The sequence below is a fragment of the Solibacillus cecembensis genome (assembly GCF_050272495.1).
Classification (GTDB): Bacteria; Bacillota; Bacilli; order Bacillales_A; family Planococcaceae; genus Solibacillus; species Solibacillus cecembensis.
Genome location: NZ_JBNNMF010000001.1, coordinates 221,478 through 241,150 on the forward strand (window position 1 = coordinate 221,478; position 19,673 = coordinate 241,150).

Sequence of the window (19,673 nt, forward strand, 5' to 3'; positions counted from 1 at the left end):
ACCAGTCAACATGATTTTTTTATTGGGACTATTTAACGGAAACTCCTTACTTCTTCATCGTTTTCGTTTTTTTATAGTTCACATGCCATGCAAGCGCCTCTTCTAAATTATGTGGTGTATGCGCATTTCCTGTTACTTCAACCGCGCGATTATAGTATTCGCGCAGTGCCTCTTTATAGTCAGGATGCACACAATTTTCGATAATGGCTTGCACACGCTCTTTAGGCGCCAATCCACGTAAGTCCGCAATCCCTTGTTCTGTAGCAATAACATCCACATCATGTTCCGTATGATCATGATGCGCGACCATTGGCACAATCGATGAAATATCGCCGCCTTTTGCATACGATTTCGTTACGAAAATAGCAATTCGGGCATTTCGTGTAAAGTCTCCTGAACCACCTAACCCGTTCATCATATGCGTACCTTGTACATGCGTTGAATTGACATTGCCATAAATATCCGCTTCCAACGCCGTATTAATCGCAATAATACCTAAACGACGAATGACTTCTGGATGGTTTGAAATTTCTTGTGGGCGTAATACTAAGCGGTCCTTATAGTTATCAATATTTCCGTAAACGCGCGTGCCACATTCTTCACTTAAAGTAATTGACGTGCCCGATGCTATTTTAATTTTATTCGCATCCAATAGATGGAATACCGCGTCTTGTAACACTTCCGAATAGATTTCTAGTTCCTCAAATTCAGAGTTTAAGAAACCGTTTAATACTGCATTGGCAACAGATCCAACACCCGATTGTAACGGTAATAGATTTTTTGGCAAACGACCTTTTTTAATTTCCGCTCTTAAGAAGCCCAATAAATGTTGTGCGATTTGCTCTGTTTCTTCATCTGGCTCCACAATTAATGAAGGCGCATCCTTTATTGTTGAATGGACAATCCCTTTAATTTTTTTAATATCAACAGGAATTCCCTTTGTACCAATGCGATCACTTGCTGTTAGCATCGGTATTGGATCGCGTTCTCCTTGGTCGGCAGGTAAATAAATATCATGGATCCCTTCTAAATTTGGTTGTTCAGGGTTTAACTCAATAATTACTTCCTTTGCCATTTGAACAAGAATCGGTGAGTTTCCTACTGAGGTCGTCGGAATAATCATGCCATCCTCTGTAATTGCTGTCGCTTCGATAATCGCAAAATCAATAGGTCCAATAATTCCTTGTCGAATTAATTCCGCGTTATGAGATAAATGCATATCCGTATATAAAACTTTTCCTGTATTAATGGCTTTACGAATGGCTGGGTCTCCTTGATATGGCGCACGCTTACGAATAATGCCTGCTTCTGCCATCATTTGGTCAACTTCAGGTCCTAATGAAGCCCCTGTGTATACATCCACTTGGAATTTTTCCGTTTTTGCCTTTTCAACTAGTGCAAGCGGAATCGTTTTTGCATCACCCGCACGAGTAAAACCACTCATCCCAAGTGACATTCCATCCTTAATCCAAGATGCTGCCGTTTCTGCTGTTACAACCTTGTCCTCCAATGCATTGCAACGAATTCTAGCGTTGAATAATGTATCCATAATAAATGCCCTCCCCATTCTCCAGTAAAAGTTTTTTATACTTATCATATTTTCAAAATGATTTTAAAAACATAGGTGAAACCACGAATGATGAAATACTATTTTCGGACGAACTCTCCCTTAGGTTAGAAACATTCTAGATTAAGTTATAAAATTCCTTCTCAAAACAGAAATATTTCAACTTAACCTATCCAATATGTTTTTTCATATAAATCCCACTAAGGTATAAGATAATTAATACTGGCTTAATCTTATGTAAAATTTCAAAGCTTTCTAAATAACAACTTCATTCAAAACAAAAACCCCGAACTCTTAAGAGTTCGAGGTTTTTCGTTTAAGATTATTTCACTGAATCTTCAGCTACCACTTCCACTTCATGCCATTCAATTTCGTTCACCCAGTCGATGTTATAATGTTTTACACGTTTGTTAACTGGAATGATTTCTGTACGGAAATACATTGGCACAGTCGTTGCTTGTGCAAACATATACTCTTCCCATGCACGGAATGCTTTTCCACGGTGAGCAGCGTCCATTGATTTTTTCGAGTCAATATCTTTAAGTAAAGCTGTTAACTCATCCGATACGAAACGACTATAGTTGAATGCCGCCTCTTTTTCATAAATTCCTGCTGGAGATGGGTTTGTACCTGTACCCCATGCAGCCATGAACATATCGATTTCAGGATCATCCGCCTTTACTTTATCGTAGAAGCTTTGGAACTCGATTAAACGACCCGTCGATAACTGTACATCTAAACCAACATCTTTCCAGTTTTGACGGTAATACTCAACGATCGCTTCATCTGTATCTGAGCCCGCCATAGCAGCTAAGTTAACGAAGAATTTATTGCCCTCTTTATCTTCACGAATACCATCGCCGTCCACATCTTTGTATCCAGCTTCTTCTAATAATGCTTTCGCTTTTTCAGGGTCATAGTTGAATCCTTCTAAAGTGCTGTCATAGAATGAAGCGAATGTTGGTGGAATTAATCCTGTTGCACGTGAACGTAAACCTTGGTAGAAACGCTCCCCTACTTGCTCAATATCCATTGCATAAGCAACCGCTTCACGTAATTTCACATCATTCATTTTTGCATTTTCATCTGTCGTGCTAATACCTGCAGCTGTATCATATTTACCTAATTTGAAACCAACATAAGAATAAGCTAATTCAGGACGAGCTAACACCGTTAAGTTTGTTAAATCTTTCACACCATCATACTGATTGGCAGGGTATGACATCGCAATGTCGTATTGACCTGTACGTAAACCTTCCCCAATCGATGCTGGCGGCACGATTTGCAATACTACTTTATCTAATTTCGGTTTACCTTGCCAGTAGTTTTCATTCGCTACGAATTGAACAGATTCACCATCAACTAATTTATCTAATTTGAATGCACCTAAAGTAATTGGTGATTTACGAACTGCATCTGAACTAATTAAATCAGCTACAGGAATATCTTGTAATTGATGTTTCGGAGCGGCATAGCCCCATAAACCATCACCGCCTGAGAAGATTGCTGGTGATACTTTCTTAAATGTAATTTCAATCGATTTGTCGTCGATTTTTTTAATACCAGAAATTGTATCAGCTTTACCTGCATGGTACTCTTCAGCACCAACGATATTTTGGAAATCGCCATCATAACGGATACCCGTGTAATCTGGGTGACCAATAATTTCGTAAGGGTAAATTAGGTCATCTGCAGTTAGAGTCGTACCATCTGACCATTTCACATCATGTTGAATCGTTACAGTAACTTTATTATTATCTGCGTCAACATCTAATTTTGCAATTCCCTCGTCAGTGATGAAGAAATCCTCACCTGTAGAGAAAAGCGAGTTCGTCATTAAGTCCATAATTTCCTTATCATAGGCATCTTGATATAACTCCCAACTGAAAACACCTTTGAATGGAGAGCTTGCTACTAAAGCATATTTTAATGTACCGCCAGTAAGCGCGTCTCCTTCATTTGTTACTTCCGACGAAAGTGTTGGTTGCTCCGCGGTTGAACCACCTTCACCTTTTGCACCTTCTTCTGTTTTTGCAGGTTCTTTATCTGCTGGTTTTTCTGAACCTGTTTCTGAATCTTTCCCGCTACATGCAGCAAGAACTAACATGATGGCGAAAACTGTAGAAAGAAGTAGCCAATACTTTTTCTTCATCTTTTTTCCTCCCCTTTATCCTAGTCGTTGTTTCGCGTCAGCTGCTCGGCGTAACGCTTGTCCAACGTAATTTATACCAAGCATCAACACTAAAATTAATATTGATGCGGGTAACCATACCCACCATTTACCCGATAAAACAATTGGGTTCATCGCATAAGCAACTAATGTCCCTAAACTTGGTGTTGACGGTGGCAAACCGAATCCTAAAAACGATAAACCTGTTTCAATGCCGACGTTACCTGCGAAACTTAGTGTAACTTCCACAATTAACAGCGAACTTAAATTCGGTAATAACCCTTTAAACATAATCGCAAAATCACTCGTCCCCATCGTTTTCGAGGCACTAATGTAATCGCGCCGTGCTTCAGATAGCGCTTTGGAACGCACCAATCTCGCCGTCGACATCCATTGGAATGCTGCAATAATATAGATTAACTCCCAAACTCCGTATTTCGGAACAATTGTTATAACTACAATGATGATCATTAACGTTGGTAAAGTGACGAAAAAATCGATAATGCGCATAAAGAAATTATCGATAAAACCTCCGTAATACCCCATAATAATCCCTAACGCAATTCCTACAATGTTCGCGATTATCGTAATACCAACTGCAATAGCAATCGAGTTTGTGGCACCAATAATGAGCTGTCCAAACATATCTCGTCCAGCTTCATCTGCCCCTAAAATATAGCCTCGCACGCCCGGCTCCGTAAAGCGGTCGATTAAGCTAATTTTCATAACTGTATCTCTATCAATATAGAAGAAATATAAATATAATATCGCTGCCATTAATGTGAAAATCCCAATTATTGAAAACATCGCTAATTTATCTTTTTTAAACTCTCGTAAAACAACTTGAATACCTGTTGGTGGAGAGCTTTCAGATTTAAAGTTTTCTACTGCTTTTTTATTTTTATTCGCCATCTTAAAATCATCTCTCCTTAGTCATTTTTTGGTGTTTAGTCTATGCGAATTCGCGGGTCAACAATACTTAAAATAATATCGGACAATAGACTACCTAATAATGCTAAGAAGCCAAATAACATAACAAGTGCCGTAATGACACTATAGTCACGACTTAAAATGGACTCGACGAATAATTTCCCCATCCCTGGATAGGCAAATACCGATTCAATGAAAATGGATCCACCGAGTAAGCCTGTAATCGTAAATCCTAAAAACGCAGCAATTGGTAATAATGAGTTACGGAAAATGTGACGTGAATATACTTTTTTCATCGGAATCCCTTTACTTCTCGCTGTTTTCACATAGTCCATCGTTTTTGCATCAATAATTTCTGAACGTAAATATTGAATAATTCCAGTTGTCCCTAATATTGCATAAGACATACCTGGCAATAGTAAGTGATAAATCTTATTCCAGTAATAATCCCACGTCCCAGGGTCCAAACCGACGTCGACAGAGCCACTGGTCGGGAACCACATGAGTCGGTAACCGAACACAAATATGAAAATTAAATACAGGACGAATGCAGGTATCGCAAAGCTTATAAAACTGTACAAAACAATCGTTTTATCGACGAAGGTGTCATGATAGCGTCCTGCAATAACCCCTAAAGGAATTGCGATTAAATACACTAAAATTACACTAAATAAAGCAAGTGCAAACGTATTCATTGCACGGTCACCAATAATGCTTGCAACCGGTTTCGTATGTGTATAACTTTGCCCAAAATCCCCTTTTGCGGCATTTGTAATCCAGTTATAGTACTGAACATACCAAGGGTCATAGAAACCTGCTTTAACTCGTAACTCTTCAATTCTGTTTGGATCAGTTTCAGGTGTAATTAAACCTGTAAATGGATCTCCCGGCATTTGTTTTGCCAATATGAAAATAAGGAGACTTAAAATAAATAGTTGCGGAATCATAATTAAAATACGTCGAATGACTGTTTTCCACATACTATAATCCCCCTTTCTCTGTTCCAGCCATCGCCACTTTATGCGAGTCTGAAATGGATTTTAACGGGTATACTTTTCCTTGCTCATCATAATATTTATGCTGCTCTTGTTGATAAATTGCTTCAACTTTTTGGCGCTCTACCTTGCGCTCTATACGCGTTTCAGGTTCAATATTAGGTATCGCCGATAATAAGCGATTTGTATAAATATGTTTTGGATTCGAATAAATATCTTCCCGCTTCCCTGTCTCAACAAAGCGCCCTTTATACATAATCGAAATGTGATCACACATGTGACGCACTACACCTAAATCATGCGAGATGAATAAATAACTAATGCCGTATTGCTCTTGAATTTCCTTCATGAAATTGAGCACTTGGGCTTGTACAGATAAATCCAATGCAGATACAGGCTCGTCTGCAATAATCATTTTTGGATTGCAAGCAACCGAGCGCGCAATGCCTAAACGTTGCTTTTGACCACCTGAAAATTCATGTGGATATTTTAATAAAACATCCTCCGACATCCCGACAATCGCAAGCAGTTCATTAATACGTTTGCGTTCTTCTTGCGGTGACAACTTCATAAAATTACGAATCGGTTCAGCTAAAATATCGAGCACGCGCTTTCGCGGATTCATACTAGAATGTGAATCTTGGAAAATCATTTGAATGTCACGATTATAGGCAGATTCACGATCTCTTCGTTGATTCGTTACTTCTTTGCCTTCGTAAATAATTTTGCCAGACGTAATTTTTTCTAAGCCAATGATCGCTTTACCTGTCGTTGATTTACCAGAACCAGATTCCCCTACAAGTCCGTAAGTTTTCCCTCGTTCAAATTCCATCGTCACGCCATCAACAGCAAATACATGGTCAACTACTGTATTGAAAAATCCACCTCGGATCGGATAGTGAACTTTTAAGTCTTGAACTTGCATAAAACTCATCCGTTTACGCTCCCTTCCTTGTCTTCAAAATAGAAATGTTGCCAGCATGTACAACGAACACGATGTCCTGGACCCACTTCATGAAGCTTTGGATTTTTTTCGTGTACCGATTCATCCAACCACGGAACACGAGATGAAAAACGGCAGCCCTCCCTAGGTAATTTCATTAAGGATGGCACCATACCTTGGATAATTTCTAACTTTTCATTTTCACTATGCGTTTGTGGAATCGAATTTAATAGTGAACGTGTATACGGGTGCTTCGGATTTCTAAATAATTCAATAACAGGCGCCTCTTCAATAATTTCTCCTGCATACATAACCGCTACACGGTCTGCGATTTCCGCTACAACCCCTAAGTCATGGGTAATTAAAATAATGCCAGACTGAATTTCATCTTGAAGCGATTTTAGTAAATCTAAAATTTGCGCTTGAATTGTTACATCTAGTGCTGTCGTTGGCTCATCGGCAACAATTATCGCTGGCTTTCCTGATAATGCAATCGCTATCATTACACGCTGACGCATCCCCCCAGATAATTGGTGCGGAAATTGATTTGCCACGCGAGGCGCATTAGGAATACCAACTTGCTCTAAAAGTTGTAGAACACGCGCTTCACGTTGTTTTTTATTAAACTTTGTGTGGTAAATTAAACCTTCTGCAATTTGCTCACCAATACGCATTAATGGGTTTAATGCCGATAAAGGGTCTTGGAATATAAATCCAATATCATTTCCTCGTAGTTTGTTAAATTGAGCCTCTGTTAAATTCGCTAAGTTTTGATTGTTGTATAAAATTTCACCTTCAACTTTTGTATTGTTTGAATTGTGCAATCCTACAATCGAAGTAGCTAACGTACTTTTACCGCAACCTGATTCACCGACAATTGCTAAAATCTCATTTTTGCGAAGCGTTAATGAAACATCGTCTACAGCTGGGTAGAAAGTATCTTTAATACGAAAACTCGTCCGTAAATTACGGATTGTTAATAATTCATTAGTAGACACTAAGCTAACCACTCCTTTCTTATAAATAAACATCCACTACGCTCTGCTATGCTAATTTTTCTGCTCTATGCATCTATTTATGTATATTCTAATTTATTGAATATTAATATAAATTATCCATAAATCGAATTAGATGTCAATCACTAAACTTTCTAACTATTCTAATTTAACATTTTATTTAAAAGAATAGCAAATTAACAGTTAAGTTTAAATATTCAGATATTTTATTGCGTTGAATGGGTGAAATATATCAATTTTATACAATGAACTCCTTCAATAATAGTCCTTAGTATATATGATTTACTTTTTAATGGGACGTAAAAAAATCGAACTTCAATTATATAAAAAAAGGATCAGAGGAGTAGAGTCATTATATAACCATAATAAAAACGTATGAAAGTATAACCTTCTATACTTTCACACGTCTCTTAATTGCTTTAATATTATTTTTTATTAGTTAAGATTGTGTTTGAACAGCTATCTAATGATACACACCTAAGTATAATTGATTATAAATTACCTTCTTTTAAATCTTTATGCCAGTTTTTCAAGAAAGGAATTTGATCTTCTTGAATTGTTCCCGACTCATTTGCCGCTTCAATTAAGTAATCAAAGTTTGTTAGGGACACATATTTTACGCCTGCATTAGCAAATGCTTGCTCTGCTTTTGGTAAATTATATGTGTACACACACACAACGCCCAGCACTTCACAACCTGCTGCACGCAATGCTTCTATTGCTGTAATTGCCGAGCCACCCGTTGAAACGATGTCTTCTACAACCACTACTTTATCGCCTGCTTTATATTTACCTTCAATTTGATTGCCTCGACCATGCTCTTTTGCTTTTGAGCGCACATAAACCATTGGTAAATCTAAAATATCAGAAACCCATGCCGCATGTGGAATACCAGCAGTTGCTGTCCCCGCAACAATACCGCACTCCGCGAAATTCTCTTGAATTAAAGATGCTAATCCTTTTGCTAATTGTTTACGAGCAACTGGATCAGAAATTGTTAAACGTGTATCGCAGTAAATTGGTGATTTGATACCTGATGCCCACGTAAATAAATCTGTTGGGTTTAACTCTACTGCTCCTACTTTTAACATTGCATGTGCGATTTCATTTTGTAATGACATTTATTTTTCCTCCCATAATTGACAAACTTCTTGATAGGCTACAACTGGGTTTGCCGCTCCTGTAATTGCGCGACCTACCACAATTAGTGATGAACCATCTTGCTTTGCACCATCTGGAGTAGCAATACGTTTTTGATCATGCGCTTGCCCACCTAACATACGAATACCTGGTGTCACTCGTAAAAAATCTTCTCCACAAGCTTCTCGAATTGCGCGCGCTTCATGAACCGAACATACGACACCATTTAACCCAGCTTGCTTTGTTACTTGTGCATAATGCAACACCGATTGTTGCAACGAAAGGATAATTTTTTGCTCTTCTTGCATTTGTTGCTCCGTTGTTGACGTTAGCTGTGTTACGGCAATTAAAGCTGCACGCTCTTTACCTGCTGCTGTTCCGGCTTCTAATCCTTCTAAAGCGCCTTCCATCATAGCACGGCCGCCCGCTGCATGGACATTGACTAAATCCACGCCGAGACGCGCTAAACCTTTCATTGCTGATTTCACCGTATTTGGAATATCATGTAGTTTTAAATCCAGGAAAATATTATGTCCTTGATCTTTTACTTTTTTTACGATGTCTGGACCTTCCTGCATATAAAGTTCCATACCAATCTTTACAAACAATGGTTCATCAAAGTGATTTAAAAATTCAAAGACCTCTTTTTCGCCTGGAAAATCCAAGGCAATAATCGGTTTATTATTCATGCTATCGATGGCTCCTTCCGATAATTTCAGAAATATGTTCTACACCTAGCGCGTCTAACTTCGCTGGTAGTTCGTCAATAATTGTTGGGCAAACGAAATGATCGACAAAGTTGGCTGTCCCTACTGCCACTGCTGATGCGCCTGCTGACATAAAGTCAATCACATCTTGCGCACATGTTACGCCACCCATCCCGATAATCGGAATGTTGACCGCTTTATACACTTCATATACCATGCGAATGGCTACTGGCTTTACTGCTGGACCAGATAAGCCACCAGTACCATTGGCGATAACTGGCTTACCTGTACGCTCATCTAAACGCATACCAACTAATGTATTAATCATCGTGATGCCATCTGCTCCGCCTTCTTCTACTGCTTTTGCAATATCGACAATACTCGTTACATTTGGTGATAATTTTACATAAACCGGCACGCTCGAAACAGCTTTAACCGCTTGTGTTAATTCTTTTGCTGTTTGTGGATCTGTACCAAATTGAATGCCACCACATTTTACGTTTGGACAAGAAATATTTAATTCTAATGCTTTCACGTTTGGCGCTTTCGAAATGCGCTCCGCTACTTCTACATAGTCTGCTACTTCTGTTCCAGCTACATTGGCAATAATCGGAACATCATAGCCTTCTAAAAATTTCAGCTCTTCCCCCATGACTTTTTCAATTCCTGGGTTTTGTAGACCAATTGCGTTTAACATACCGGCAGAAGTTTCAGCTACACGCGGTGTTGGATTCCCTCGACGTGTTTCTAATGTCGTTGCCTTAATCATAATGGCACCAAGCTTTGATAAATCATAAAGCTGTGCATATTCACGACCAAATCCGAAACAACCAGAAGCTGGCATAATCGGGTTTTTTAAATCTAATCCTGGTAACTCGATGTTAATACGGCTCATAATGCCACCACTCCTTTCGGGAATACAGGTCCGTCTGAGCAAACTTTCACATAGTCTTTTTCATGCTTGTCTGTCGTATCACAAACACATGCAAAACATGCCCCAATACCGCAGCCCATGCGTTCTTCAAATGATAAATAGCCTTCTTTTTCCGGGTAGTATTGCTCTAATGCACGTAGCATTGGCATTGGCCCACATGAATAAAATAAATCGAACTGTGGCTTTACATCATCAAATACCGTTGTGACAAAACCTTTTGTGCCTTTCGATCCGTCAACTGTTGCGTAATACGTATCCCCTAATGCTGAAAACTGCTCTTCATAAAAGCAAACGTCTTCTGATTGGAAGCCTAAAACATGGATTGTTTTGACGCCGCGCGCATTTAACTGCTTCGAAAGCTCATGTAATGGCGGAACACCAATCCCACCACCTACTAATAATGCGGTTTGACCTGGCTGTGCTGCATCAACAGGGAAACCGTTCCCTAATGGTCCTAACACATCTACAATTTGTCCTTCACGATTCGTTGCAAGGAATTGTGTACCTCGTCCTTCTGCACGGTAAATCATCGTAAATTCATTTTTTTCTTTATCTACATTTGCAATACTGATTGGTCGGCGCAACAATGGCTCGAACGTATCCGACACCTTTACATGAACAAACTGGCCAGGAGTCATATCCTGAACCAGTTGCCCTTGCAGTGTCAATTCGAAAATGTTCGTAGCGATTTGTACTTGCGCAACGACCGTCATTTTCTCTTGACGAATCATCTTAGTTTGTTACCTCCGCTTTTGGCATTTCTTCTGCTGTAAATGTCATCGATTCGATTACGCGTACCATTGCTTCTGCTGTATCTAATGAAGTTAAGCATGGCACACCGTTTTCTACTGATTCACGACGGATACGGAAGCCATCACGCGCTGGTTGTTTACCTTTTGTTAATGTATTGACAACTAGCTGTGCTTCGCCGTTTTGAATCATGTCGAGTAATGTTTTCCCTTTACCGCCAATTTTCTCCACGATATCTGTTTTCACGCCATTTTGTTCAAATAATTTTGCAGTACCTTCAGTTGCTACAATACGGTAGCCGACTGTTGAGAAGCGTTTTGCTAAAACAACTGCTTCGTCTTTATCTTTATCCGATACTGTGAATAATACTGTACCGTGTGTTTTAATTTCCATACCAGCTGCAACTAAGCCTTTGTATAATGCCTTTTCTAATGTTGCATCTTTACCCATTACCTCACCTGTTGATTTCATTTCAGGTCCTAATGTAATGTCTACACGACGTAATTTCGCGAATGAGAACACTGGTACTTTTACGAATACGCCCGCTTGTTCCGGCGCTAAGCCTGGCTTGTAACCTTGCTCTACAATTGATTGACCTAAGATCGCTTTTGTTGCGATATTCGCCATTGGAATATTGGTAATTTTCGATAAGAATGGCACTGTACGAGATGAACGTGGGTTTACTTCGATTACGTAAATTTCGCCCTCGCTCATTACATATTGAATATTCATTAAGCCGACAATCCCTAAACCTAGTGCTAGACGCGTTGTATAGTCTACTAATGTTTCCTTTTGTGCATCTGTTAATTTTTGTGGTGGGTATACACTGATTGAGTCACCAGAGTGAACACCTGCGCGCTCAATATGCTCCATAATACCTGGGATTAATACATTTTCACCATCACAAATTGCGTCTACTTCGATTTCTTGACCTGTTAAATAACGGTCAACTAATACCGGGTGATCTGGTGATGCTTCTACTGCATGCTCCATATAGTAAGCTAGTTCATCTAAGTTATAGACGATTTCCATTGCGCGACCACCAAGTACGTAAGATGGGCGAACAAGCACTGGGAAGCCTAATTTTTCACCGATTACTAACGCTTCTTCTTTTGAAACTGCTGTTTCCCCTTGTGGTTGCGGGATTTTCAGCTCTTGTAATGCCGCTTCGAACTTGTTACGATTTTCTGCACGGTCAATATCTTCTAATGTTGTACCTAAAATTTTCACGCCGTTTGCTTCTAATTTATCGGCTAAGTTGATTGCTGTTTGGCCACCGAACTGTACAACAACACCCATTGGTTGCTCTAAGTCTACGATGTGCATCACATCTTCAATTGTTAATGGCTCAAAGTATAATTTATCTGAAATCGAGAAGTCCGTCGAAACAGTTTCTGGATTTGAGTTAATAATAATTGCTTCATAACCTGCTTCTTGAATCGCCCATACAGAGTGTACTGTTGCATAGTCAAACTCAACACCTTGACCGATACGGATTGGACCCGAACCTAGTACGATAACTGATTCTTTTTCAGAGCGAATTGATTCATTTTCATCTTCATACGTACCGTAGAAATATGGTGTGTTTGATTCAAATTCTGCTGCACATGTATCGACCATTTTGTACACTGGAATGATGCCCGTTTCTTTACGGAATGCATAAATCGCTGCTTCTGTCGTTCCCCAAAGCTCAGCAATTTTCTTATCTGCAAAGCCTAGGCGTTTTGCTGTGCGTAATACGTCTTTATCGTTTTTGTTGGCAATAAGTGTCGCTTCCATCATAACGATTTTTTCTAGCTTGTGTAAGAACCATAAATCAATTGCTGACCATTCATGAATTTGTTCGATTGTCACACCACGACGTATCGCTTCACCGATGAAGAATAAGCGTTCGTCCCCTGCTTTTCTAATACGCTTTTCAATCCAAGCATCTGTTAGCTCTGCTGGGTTTTTCATTTCGATGTGTACGTGTCCTGTTTCTAAAGAACGAACCGCTTTAAGTAATGCTTCTTCAAATGTGCGACCAAGTGCCATTACTTCACCAGTTGCTTTCATTTGTGTACCTAAGTTACGTTTTGCTGATTCGAATTTATCGAACGGCCAACGTGGAATTTTCGCTACAATGTAGTCAAGTGCTGGTTCGAAACAAGCAAATGTTGAACCTGTTACTGGGTTTTTAATCTCATCTAATGTTAAACCAACAGCGATTTTTGCTGCTAATTTAGCAATTGGGTAACCTGTTGCTTTTGATGCTAGTGCTGATGAACGAGATACACGTGGGTTTACCTCGATTACATAGTATTGGAAACTATGTGGATCAAGCGCTAACTGTACGTTACAGCCACCTTCAATTTTTAGTGCACGGATAATATCTAAAGAGATATTACGTAGCATTTGGTTTTCACGGTCAGATAATGTTTGTGTTGGTGCAACAACGATTGAATCCCCTGTATGAATGCCTACTGGGTCAAAGTTTTCCATGTTACATACAACGATCGCGTTATCTGCTGCGTCACGCATTACTTCATATTCAATTTCTTTCATACCTGCAATTGATTTTTCAAGCAGACATTGTGTCACTGGTGAATATTTTAAACCTGAAGTAACGATTTCTTCTAACTCTTGATCGTTGTTACAAATACCGCCGCCTGTACCACCAAGTGTGAATGCAGGACGTACGATTACTGGATAGCCAATACGTGCAACTAATGCTTTTGCTTCGACCATGTTGTGAATAATGTCTGATTCTGGTACTGGTGCACCTAGTTCATACATCAAATTACGGAATAAGTCGCGGTCTTCTGCTTTATGAATCGCGTCTAATTTTGTCCCAAGAATTTCGATGTTTAACTCATCTAAAATTCCCGATTCATCTAATTCAATGGCCATGTTCAGACCTGTTTGTCCACCAAGTGTTGGTAAGATTGCATCTGGACGTTCTTTACGTAAAATGCGTGATACGAACTCTAATGTAATTGGCTCGATGTATACTTTATCCGCCATTGCTGTATCCGTCATAATTGTTGCTGGGTTTGAGTTAATCAAGATAACACGATAGCCTTCTTCTTTTAATGAAAGACAAGCTTGTGTTCCTGCATAGTCAAATTCTGCTGCTTGACCGATTACGATTGGACCTGATCCGATTACTAAAATTGTTTTTATATCTGTACGTTTAGGCATGTTGGTTCTCCTTCGCTGCTTCGATTTCCATCATTTCAATAAATTCATCAAATAAGTGATTTGAATCTTCTGGACCTGGTGATGCTTCTGGGTGATATTGCACTGTAAAGATTGGGAATTTTTTATGACGAACCCCTTCACATGTACCATCATTTAATGCGATATGTGTTAATTCTAAATCTGTATTTTTTAATGACTCCATGTCGATTGCATAGCCGTGGTTTTGAGATGTAATGTCTGTACGACCTGTACGTAAATCTTTAACTGGGTGATTTCCTCCACGGTGGCCGAATGGTAATTTGAAGCTGCTTGCACCTGATGCTAATGCGAAAATTTGGTGTCCTAAGCAAATACCGAACATTGGCACTTTTCCGATTAAGTTTTTCACTGTTTCTATACCTTCTGCTACGTCCATTGGGTTACCAGGACCATTTGATAGCATAATGCCATCCGGGTGCATCGCTAAAATTTGCTCTGCTGTTGTGTTATAAGGAACAACAATTACATCGCAATCACGTTGATTTAATTCACGTAAAATACCGTGTTTCATACCGTAGTCAATCAATACTACGCGTTTCCCACGACCTGGTGATGGGTAAGCTGTTTTTGCTGATACTTCACGCACATGATGTGTAATAAATGGTGTGTTTTGTAATTGCGCTACCACTTCTTCAACATTTACGTCAGCATCTGCTTCAGTTAAAATGGCACGTACTGCACCTTTTGTACGGATAATGCGCGTCAATTTACGTGTATCAATGCCTTCAATACCAGGAATATTTTGAGATGCTAAGTACGCGTCTAATGTCATATCTGAACGCCAGTTTGATGGATGTTCTGCTAATTCACGAACAACGAAACCACGAATAGCTGGTGTAATCGATTCAAAATCATCACGGTTAATGCCGTAATTTCCAATTAACGGATATGTTAATGTAATAATTTGTCCGTAAAATGAAGGATCTGATAATGTTTCTTGGTAGCCTGTCATCCCTGTTGTAAAGACCACTTCACCTTGTGATGCTTGGTCACTACCGAATGCCGTACCTGTAAATACTGTGCCATCTTCTAAAATTAATAAACGTGTTTTCATTATTTTGCCTCCTGATATGCGATTTTACCTTCGCAAATTGTCATGACTGGCCAGCCTTTAGCAACCCAACCATTAAATGGTGTGTTACGCCCTTTAGTCACAAAACCATCCGCATCGATTGTTTGCTCTTTATTTAAATCAATTAATACTAAATCCGCTGAAGCACCGATTTCTAATGTGCCATATGGTAAGTCAAAAATTTCTGCTGCTTTTACGCTCATCCAATCAACTAATTGCTTTAACGTCCATTTTCCTGTTTCTACAAAGTTTGTGTACAGTAATGGGAACGCTGTTTCAAAGCCGACAATCCCAAATGGAGCGCCTACCATACCACAGCATTTTTCTTCTACTGTGTGTGGTGCATGGTCTGTTGCGATACAGTCAATTGTGCCGTCCAATAATGCTGCATGTAATGAATCTTTGTCATCTAACGCACGTAATGGTGGGTTCATTTTCCAGTTTGCATCATCTGATGGGATGTCCATTTCTTCAAGTAATAAATGGTGTGGACAAACTTCCGCCGTTACTTTAATGCCTGCTGCTTTTGCATCGCGTACTGAACGAACCGATTCTTTTGTTGAAACGTGACAAACATGGTAACGAGCACCTGCCGCTTCAGCAAGTAGTACGTCACGAGCAATTTGTACTGATTCACAAATAGATGGAATACCTGGTAAACCAAGTTCTTTATTGCGCGTACCTTCATGCATAACACCATCGTAAATTAATGAGTTATCTTCACAGTGTGCTACAACAACTACATCTAGCTTTGCCGCTTGTTGCATTTGCTCATACATTGTTGAAGCTAATTGAATCCCTACACCGTCATCTGAGAAGGCTACTGCACCTTGGTCTCTAAGCTCTTTCATATCCGTTCGAACTTCACCAGAGATGTCTTTTGTTAATGATCCGTATGGTAAGACGCGAATAACCGCGCTGTCCTTAATTAATCCGTTAATTAACTGCATATTTTCTACTGAATCCGGTACTGGCTTCGTATTTGGCATCGCACAAATTGTTGTGAAACCACCTTTTGCTGCTGATGCTGTTCCTGTTGCAATTGTTTCTTTATGTTCAAAACCTGGCTCACGTAAATGTGTATGCACATCGACGAATCCTGGTGAAACAAAATGACCTTGTCCGTCAATTACATTTGCCCCTGTTGGAATTTCTCCGTCAAAGCCTGTAATTTTTCCATCTTCAATTATAATAGAAGAAACGCGTAATTCGCCTTGCTCATCTAATCGTTTTACGTTTTGAATAACTGTTATCATTATTATTCTCTCCCCTTCAAAATTGTTTCTACAATGGCCATTCTTGTGTATACACCATTACGCACTTGCTGGAAGATGCGTGAGCGTTCACACTCTACTAATTCATCAGCAATCTCAACATCGCGATTTACTGGTGCTGGATGCATAATGATTGCTGATGACTTCATCATTTTTTCACGTTTTGGTGTTAAGCCGTACTGCTCATGATAGCTTTCTTTCGAGAAGCTTTTACTTACGGTATGGCGCTCATGCTGAATACGTAACAACATGATAACATCACTATCTTCGAGCACTTCATCCCAAGAATGATAGGCTTCAAAATCGCCTGCCCAATCTTGTGGACATAAGAAGCGTACATTCGCACCTAATTTTGCGAGCGCTGTTGCATTTGATTTAGCGACGCGACTATGTGAAATATCACCTACGATTGTGACATTTAAGCCGTCAAATGTTCCAAACTCTTTTTTGATCGTGTATAAATCCAGTAAACATTGTGACGGATGTTGACCTGCACCATCGCCTGCGTTAATGACCGCAACGTTGATACCTTCTAGCAATTCGTTGTAATATTCGTCTTCTTCTGCACGAATAACAACTGCATCAATGCCAATCATTTCTAATGTTTTCACTGTGTCATACATCGTTTCGCCCTTCACTGCACTTGAAAAGCCAGCATCGAATGGGATTACCGTACATCCTACTTTACGCTCTGCCATTTCGAAGCTCGTTTTCGTACGTGTACTTGGCTCAAAAAATAAGTTCGCTACGTTGTAAGTTCGGGCTGTTTTTGGCTCTTCGCCATTTTCAAACGCCTTCGCTCGGTCTAAGATGTGTAAAATTTCTTCATTTGATAAATGTTCCATTGAAAGTAAGTTTTTCATAAAGCGCCTCCGATAATGGTGAAGTATGAAGCAATTTCAGCCTAATATTTAGTAAAAAAGCCTAACTGATGTCATCAGCTAGGCAAGGGAGGCGTGACAAGCTAAAGCTAGGTAATATTCACCTATCTCTCATTCATCAAGTCCCCTTGCTTGCCTCTCTGGACAATTCTTTAAAAGGTACTATTATTTAGTTTCATAAATATCGTTTTCTATTTTTTCACGACCCGGTAGAACTAAGTTGAGCAAGACACCGATAATCGATGCTAATGCCATCCCTTCGATCGCAAAGCTTTCTGTGAAGCGCATTGCTGCTCCGCCGATTCCTACTACTAGGATAACCGACGCAATGACCATATTCCGGTTATTTCCGAAGTCTACATTGTTTTCAACGAGCATGCGCAGTCCGCTCGATGCGATAATCCCGAATAATAGGATTGAAATCCCGCCAAGTACGGCTGTTGGAATTGTTTCAATGAGTGCCATTAATTGACCTGAGAATGACACGACAACGGCAACGATAGCTGCACCTAATATGACGTAAACCGAGTATACACGTGTAATGGCAAGTACACCGATATTTTCACCGTATGTTGTTTTTGGTGGTCCACCGATAAGCGCAGATGCGAATGTTCCTAATCCATCCCCTAGAAGCGAACGGTGTAAACCTGGATCTTTAATGAAGTTTCGGTTTACCACTTTTCCTAAAACTAATTGGTGACCAATATGTTCTGAAATCGTTACTATGACAACCGGTACCATACCGATTAAAATCGTACTCGTTATATTAAATTCATAATCAACGCCTGGAATTAAGAAGTCTGGCATTGTAAAGAAGCTAGCATTTTTTACTGCAGTGAAATCTACAATACCTATGATTACTGAATATATGTATCCGATAACGATACCTAATAAAATTGGCATGGCACTTAAAATATTTTTAAAGAACAGCGTAAATATTATGGCCGCAGCTAAAGTGACTAACGCTGCTGAGAAGTGTAAACCGCTATATTGTTTGACACCGTCCACTGTAATATTCATCGCCATATCAATTGCCGTTCCTGACAACCCTAATCCAATGACGATAATAACTGGTGCTACAACGATTGGCGGTAAAATATTCATTAACCATCTATAGCCCGTTTTCCAAATTAACAGCGAGACAATTCCGTATACCAAACCGACCGCCATCGCTCCAATCATCGCATTCCCTGGATTTACTTCCACACCAGCTTGACCAAATCCTGTCACTAAAAGAATTGGCGAGATAAAGGCGAATGATGAACCTAAATACGCTGGCACTTTAAATTGTGTGATCAATAAGAAGATAATCGTCGCAATTCCACTTGTTAAAAGGGCGATTGACGGGCTAAGTCCTACTAATTTAGGTACTAAAATTGTTGAACCAAACATGGCGAACATATGTTGGAAACTGAATGTAATAAGTTGTCCTACACTCGGTTTTTCATTAATATCTAAAACTACTTTCGACATATTGCCCCTCCTTTAATCTTCTTTATGAATCGTTACTAAATCTTGTCCATCTACTTCCACTAAGTTGACAACGATACGTTCATGACCCGCTGTTGGAATGTTTTTTCCTACATAATCTGCGCGGATTGGCAATTCACGATGCCCTCGGTCTATTAATACCGCTAACTGTATTTGTGAAGGTCTTCCTAAATCCATAATGGCATCCAGTGCTGCACGAACCGTTCTGCCTGTATATAAAACATCATCTACCAGAACGATTTTTTGATTTTTTAATTGATAATTAATATCTACTTGCTGTACTTGTGCTTGTTCATTCACATGCTTCGTTGATAAATCGTCACGATACAGTGTAATGTCTAACTCTCCTGTGCGAATCGCTTTGCCCTCAATCGTGGTAATGCGTTCTGCTAATCGTTTCGCTAAATAGGCACCACGTGTTTTAATACCCACTAATATCACTTCATCAATGCCTTTATTGCGTTCAATAATTTCATGTGCAATTCGTGTGACAGCACGATTTAGCGAAGGTCCATCTAGTAATTCAGTAATTTGCTCCATCTCGTTTCTCCCTTCATAAATACTTTCACGCACTTTCAATCCAA

At 39.5% G+C, this 19,673-nt stretch carries 16 protein-coding genes; all 16 read right to left on the bottom strand.

What is annotated here, in order from left to right; genetic code table 11:
- Nucleotides 1–46: 46 nt before the first annotated feature.
- The 16 genes from scpC to pyrR all read right to left on the bottom strand — a co-directional run bounded on the left by scpC (nucleotide 47) and on the right by pyrR (nucleotide 19,629).
- Nucleotides 47–1,549: a succinyl-CoA:acetate CoA-transferase ScpC gene (gene scpC / locus ACQKIH_RS01210; protein WP_427762977.1), complete on the bottom strand. Its 1,503-nt coding sequence runs from the start codon at nucleotides 1,547–1,549 to the stop codon at nucleotides 47–49.
- A gap of 340 nt (nucleotides 1,550–1,889) precedes the next feature.
- The gene (locus tag ACQKIH_RS01215; RefSeq protein WP_427762979.1) at nucleotides 1,890–3,719 is read right to left on the bottom strand and encodes an oligopeptide ABC transporter substrate-binding protein; all 1,830 of its coding nucleotides are present in this window, start codon (nucleotides 3,717–3,719) and stop codon (nucleotides 1,890–1,892) included.
- 15 nt (nucleotides 3,720–3,734) lie between these two features.
- Nucleotides 3,735–4,649, bottom strand: a complete 915-nt coding sequence (locus tag ACQKIH_RS01220) for an ABC transporter permease (protein WP_427762981.1) — start codon at nucleotides 4,647–4,649, stop codon at nucleotides 3,735–3,737.
- Nucleotides 4,650–4,684: 35 nt separating this feature from the next.
- Nucleotides 4,685–5,647, bottom strand: a complete 963-nt coding sequence (gene opp4B / locus ACQKIH_RS01225; RefSeq protein ID WP_427762982.1) for an oligopeptide ABC transporter permease — start codon at nucleotides 5,645–5,647, stop codon at nucleotides 4,685–4,687.
- Nucleotide 5,648: 1 nt separating this feature from the next.
- A complete protein-coding gene (locus ACQKIH_RS01230; protein WP_427762984.1) occupies nucleotides 5,649–6,596 on the bottom strand; it encodes an ATP-binding cassette domain-containing protein in 948 nt (315 codons plus the stop codon).
- On the bottom strand, nucleotides 6,593–7,603 hold the full coding sequence (locus ACQKIH_RS01235; protein WP_427762986.1) for an ABC transporter ATP-binding protein: 1,011 nt from the start codon (nucleotides 7,601–7,603) through the stop codon (nucleotides 6,593–6,595). Before ACQKIH_RS01235 ends, ACQKIH_RS01230 begins: the two co-directional genes overlap by 4 nt.
- Nucleotides 7,604–8,112: 509 nt before the next feature.
- A complete protein-coding gene (gene pyrE, locus ACQKIH_RS01240; RefSeq protein WP_427762987.1) occupies nucleotides 8,113–8,742 on the bottom strand; it encodes an orotate phosphoribosyltransferase in 630 nt (209 codons plus the stop codon).
- Nucleotides 8,743–9,450, bottom strand: coding sequence for an orotidine-5'-phosphate decarboxylase (pyrF, locus tag ACQKIH_RS01245; protein ID WP_427762988.1), 708 nt, complete (start codon nucleotides 9,448–9,450; stop codon nucleotides 8,743–8,745). It abuts the gene before it with no gap.
- A gap of 1 nt (nucleotide 9,451) precedes the next feature.
- Entirely contained in the window at nucleotides 9,452–10,363 is a 912-nt protein-coding gene (locus ACQKIH_RS01250; protein WP_057985846.1) for a dihydroorotate dehydrogenase, read from the bottom strand.
- Nucleotides 10,360–11,133 carry a dihydroorotate dehydrogenase electron transfer subunit gene (locus ACQKIH_RS01255; protein WP_427762990.1) on the bottom strand — a complete coding sequence of 258 codons (774 nt, stop codon included), beginning with the start codon at nucleotides 11,131–11,133 and terminating at the stop codon, nucleotides 10,360–10,362. The genes ACQKIH_RS01250 and ACQKIH_RS01255 overlap by 4 nt, the downstream gene beginning before the upstream one ends.
- 1 nt (nucleotide 11,134) lies before the next feature.
- Complete coding sequence (gene carB / locus ACQKIH_RS01260) at nucleotides 11,135–14,332, bottom strand: carbamoyl-phosphate synthase large subunit (RefSeq protein WP_427762992.1); 3,198 nt, start codon at nucleotides 14,330–14,332, stop codon at nucleotides 11,135–11,137.
- A complete protein-coding gene (carA, locus tag ACQKIH_RS01265; RefSeq protein WP_427762994.1) occupies nucleotides 14,325–15,425 on the bottom strand; it encodes a glutamine-hydrolyzing carbamoyl-phosphate synthase small subunit in 1,101 nt (366 codons plus the stop codon). Before carA ends, carB begins: the two co-directional genes overlap by 8 nt.
- Nucleotides 15,425–16,699, bottom strand: a complete 1,275-nt coding sequence (locus ACQKIH_RS01270; RefSeq protein WP_427762996.1) for a dihydroorotase — start codon at nucleotides 16,697–16,699, stop codon at nucleotides 15,425–15,427. Before ACQKIH_RS01270 ends, carA begins: the two co-directional genes overlap by 1 nt.
- 2 nt (nucleotides 16,700–16,701) lie before the next feature.
- Nucleotides 16,702–17,580 carry an aspartate carbamoyltransferase catalytic subunit gene (locus tag ACQKIH_RS01275; protein ID WP_427762997.1) on the bottom strand — a complete coding sequence of 293 codons (879 nt, stop codon included), beginning with the start codon at nucleotides 17,578–17,580 and terminating at the stop codon, nucleotides 16,702–16,704.
- Nucleotides 17,581–17,763: 183 nt separating this feature from the next.
- Nucleotides 17,764–19,071 carry a solute carrier family 23 protein gene (locus tag ACQKIH_RS01280; protein WP_057985835.1) on the bottom strand — a complete coding sequence of 436 codons (1,308 nt, stop codon included), beginning with the start codon at nucleotides 19,069–19,071 and terminating at the stop codon, nucleotides 17,764–17,766.
- A 12-nt stretch (nucleotides 19,072–19,083) separates the two neighbouring features.
- On the bottom strand, nucleotides 19,084–19,629 hold the full coding sequence (pyrR, locus tag ACQKIH_RS01285; RefSeq protein ID WP_057985833.1) for a bifunctional pyr operon transcriptional regulator/uracil phosphoribosyltransferase PyrR: 546 nt from the start codon (nucleotides 19,627–19,629) through the stop codon (nucleotides 19,084–19,086).
- Between the last annotated feature and the right edge of the window lie 44 nt (nucleotides 19,630–19,673).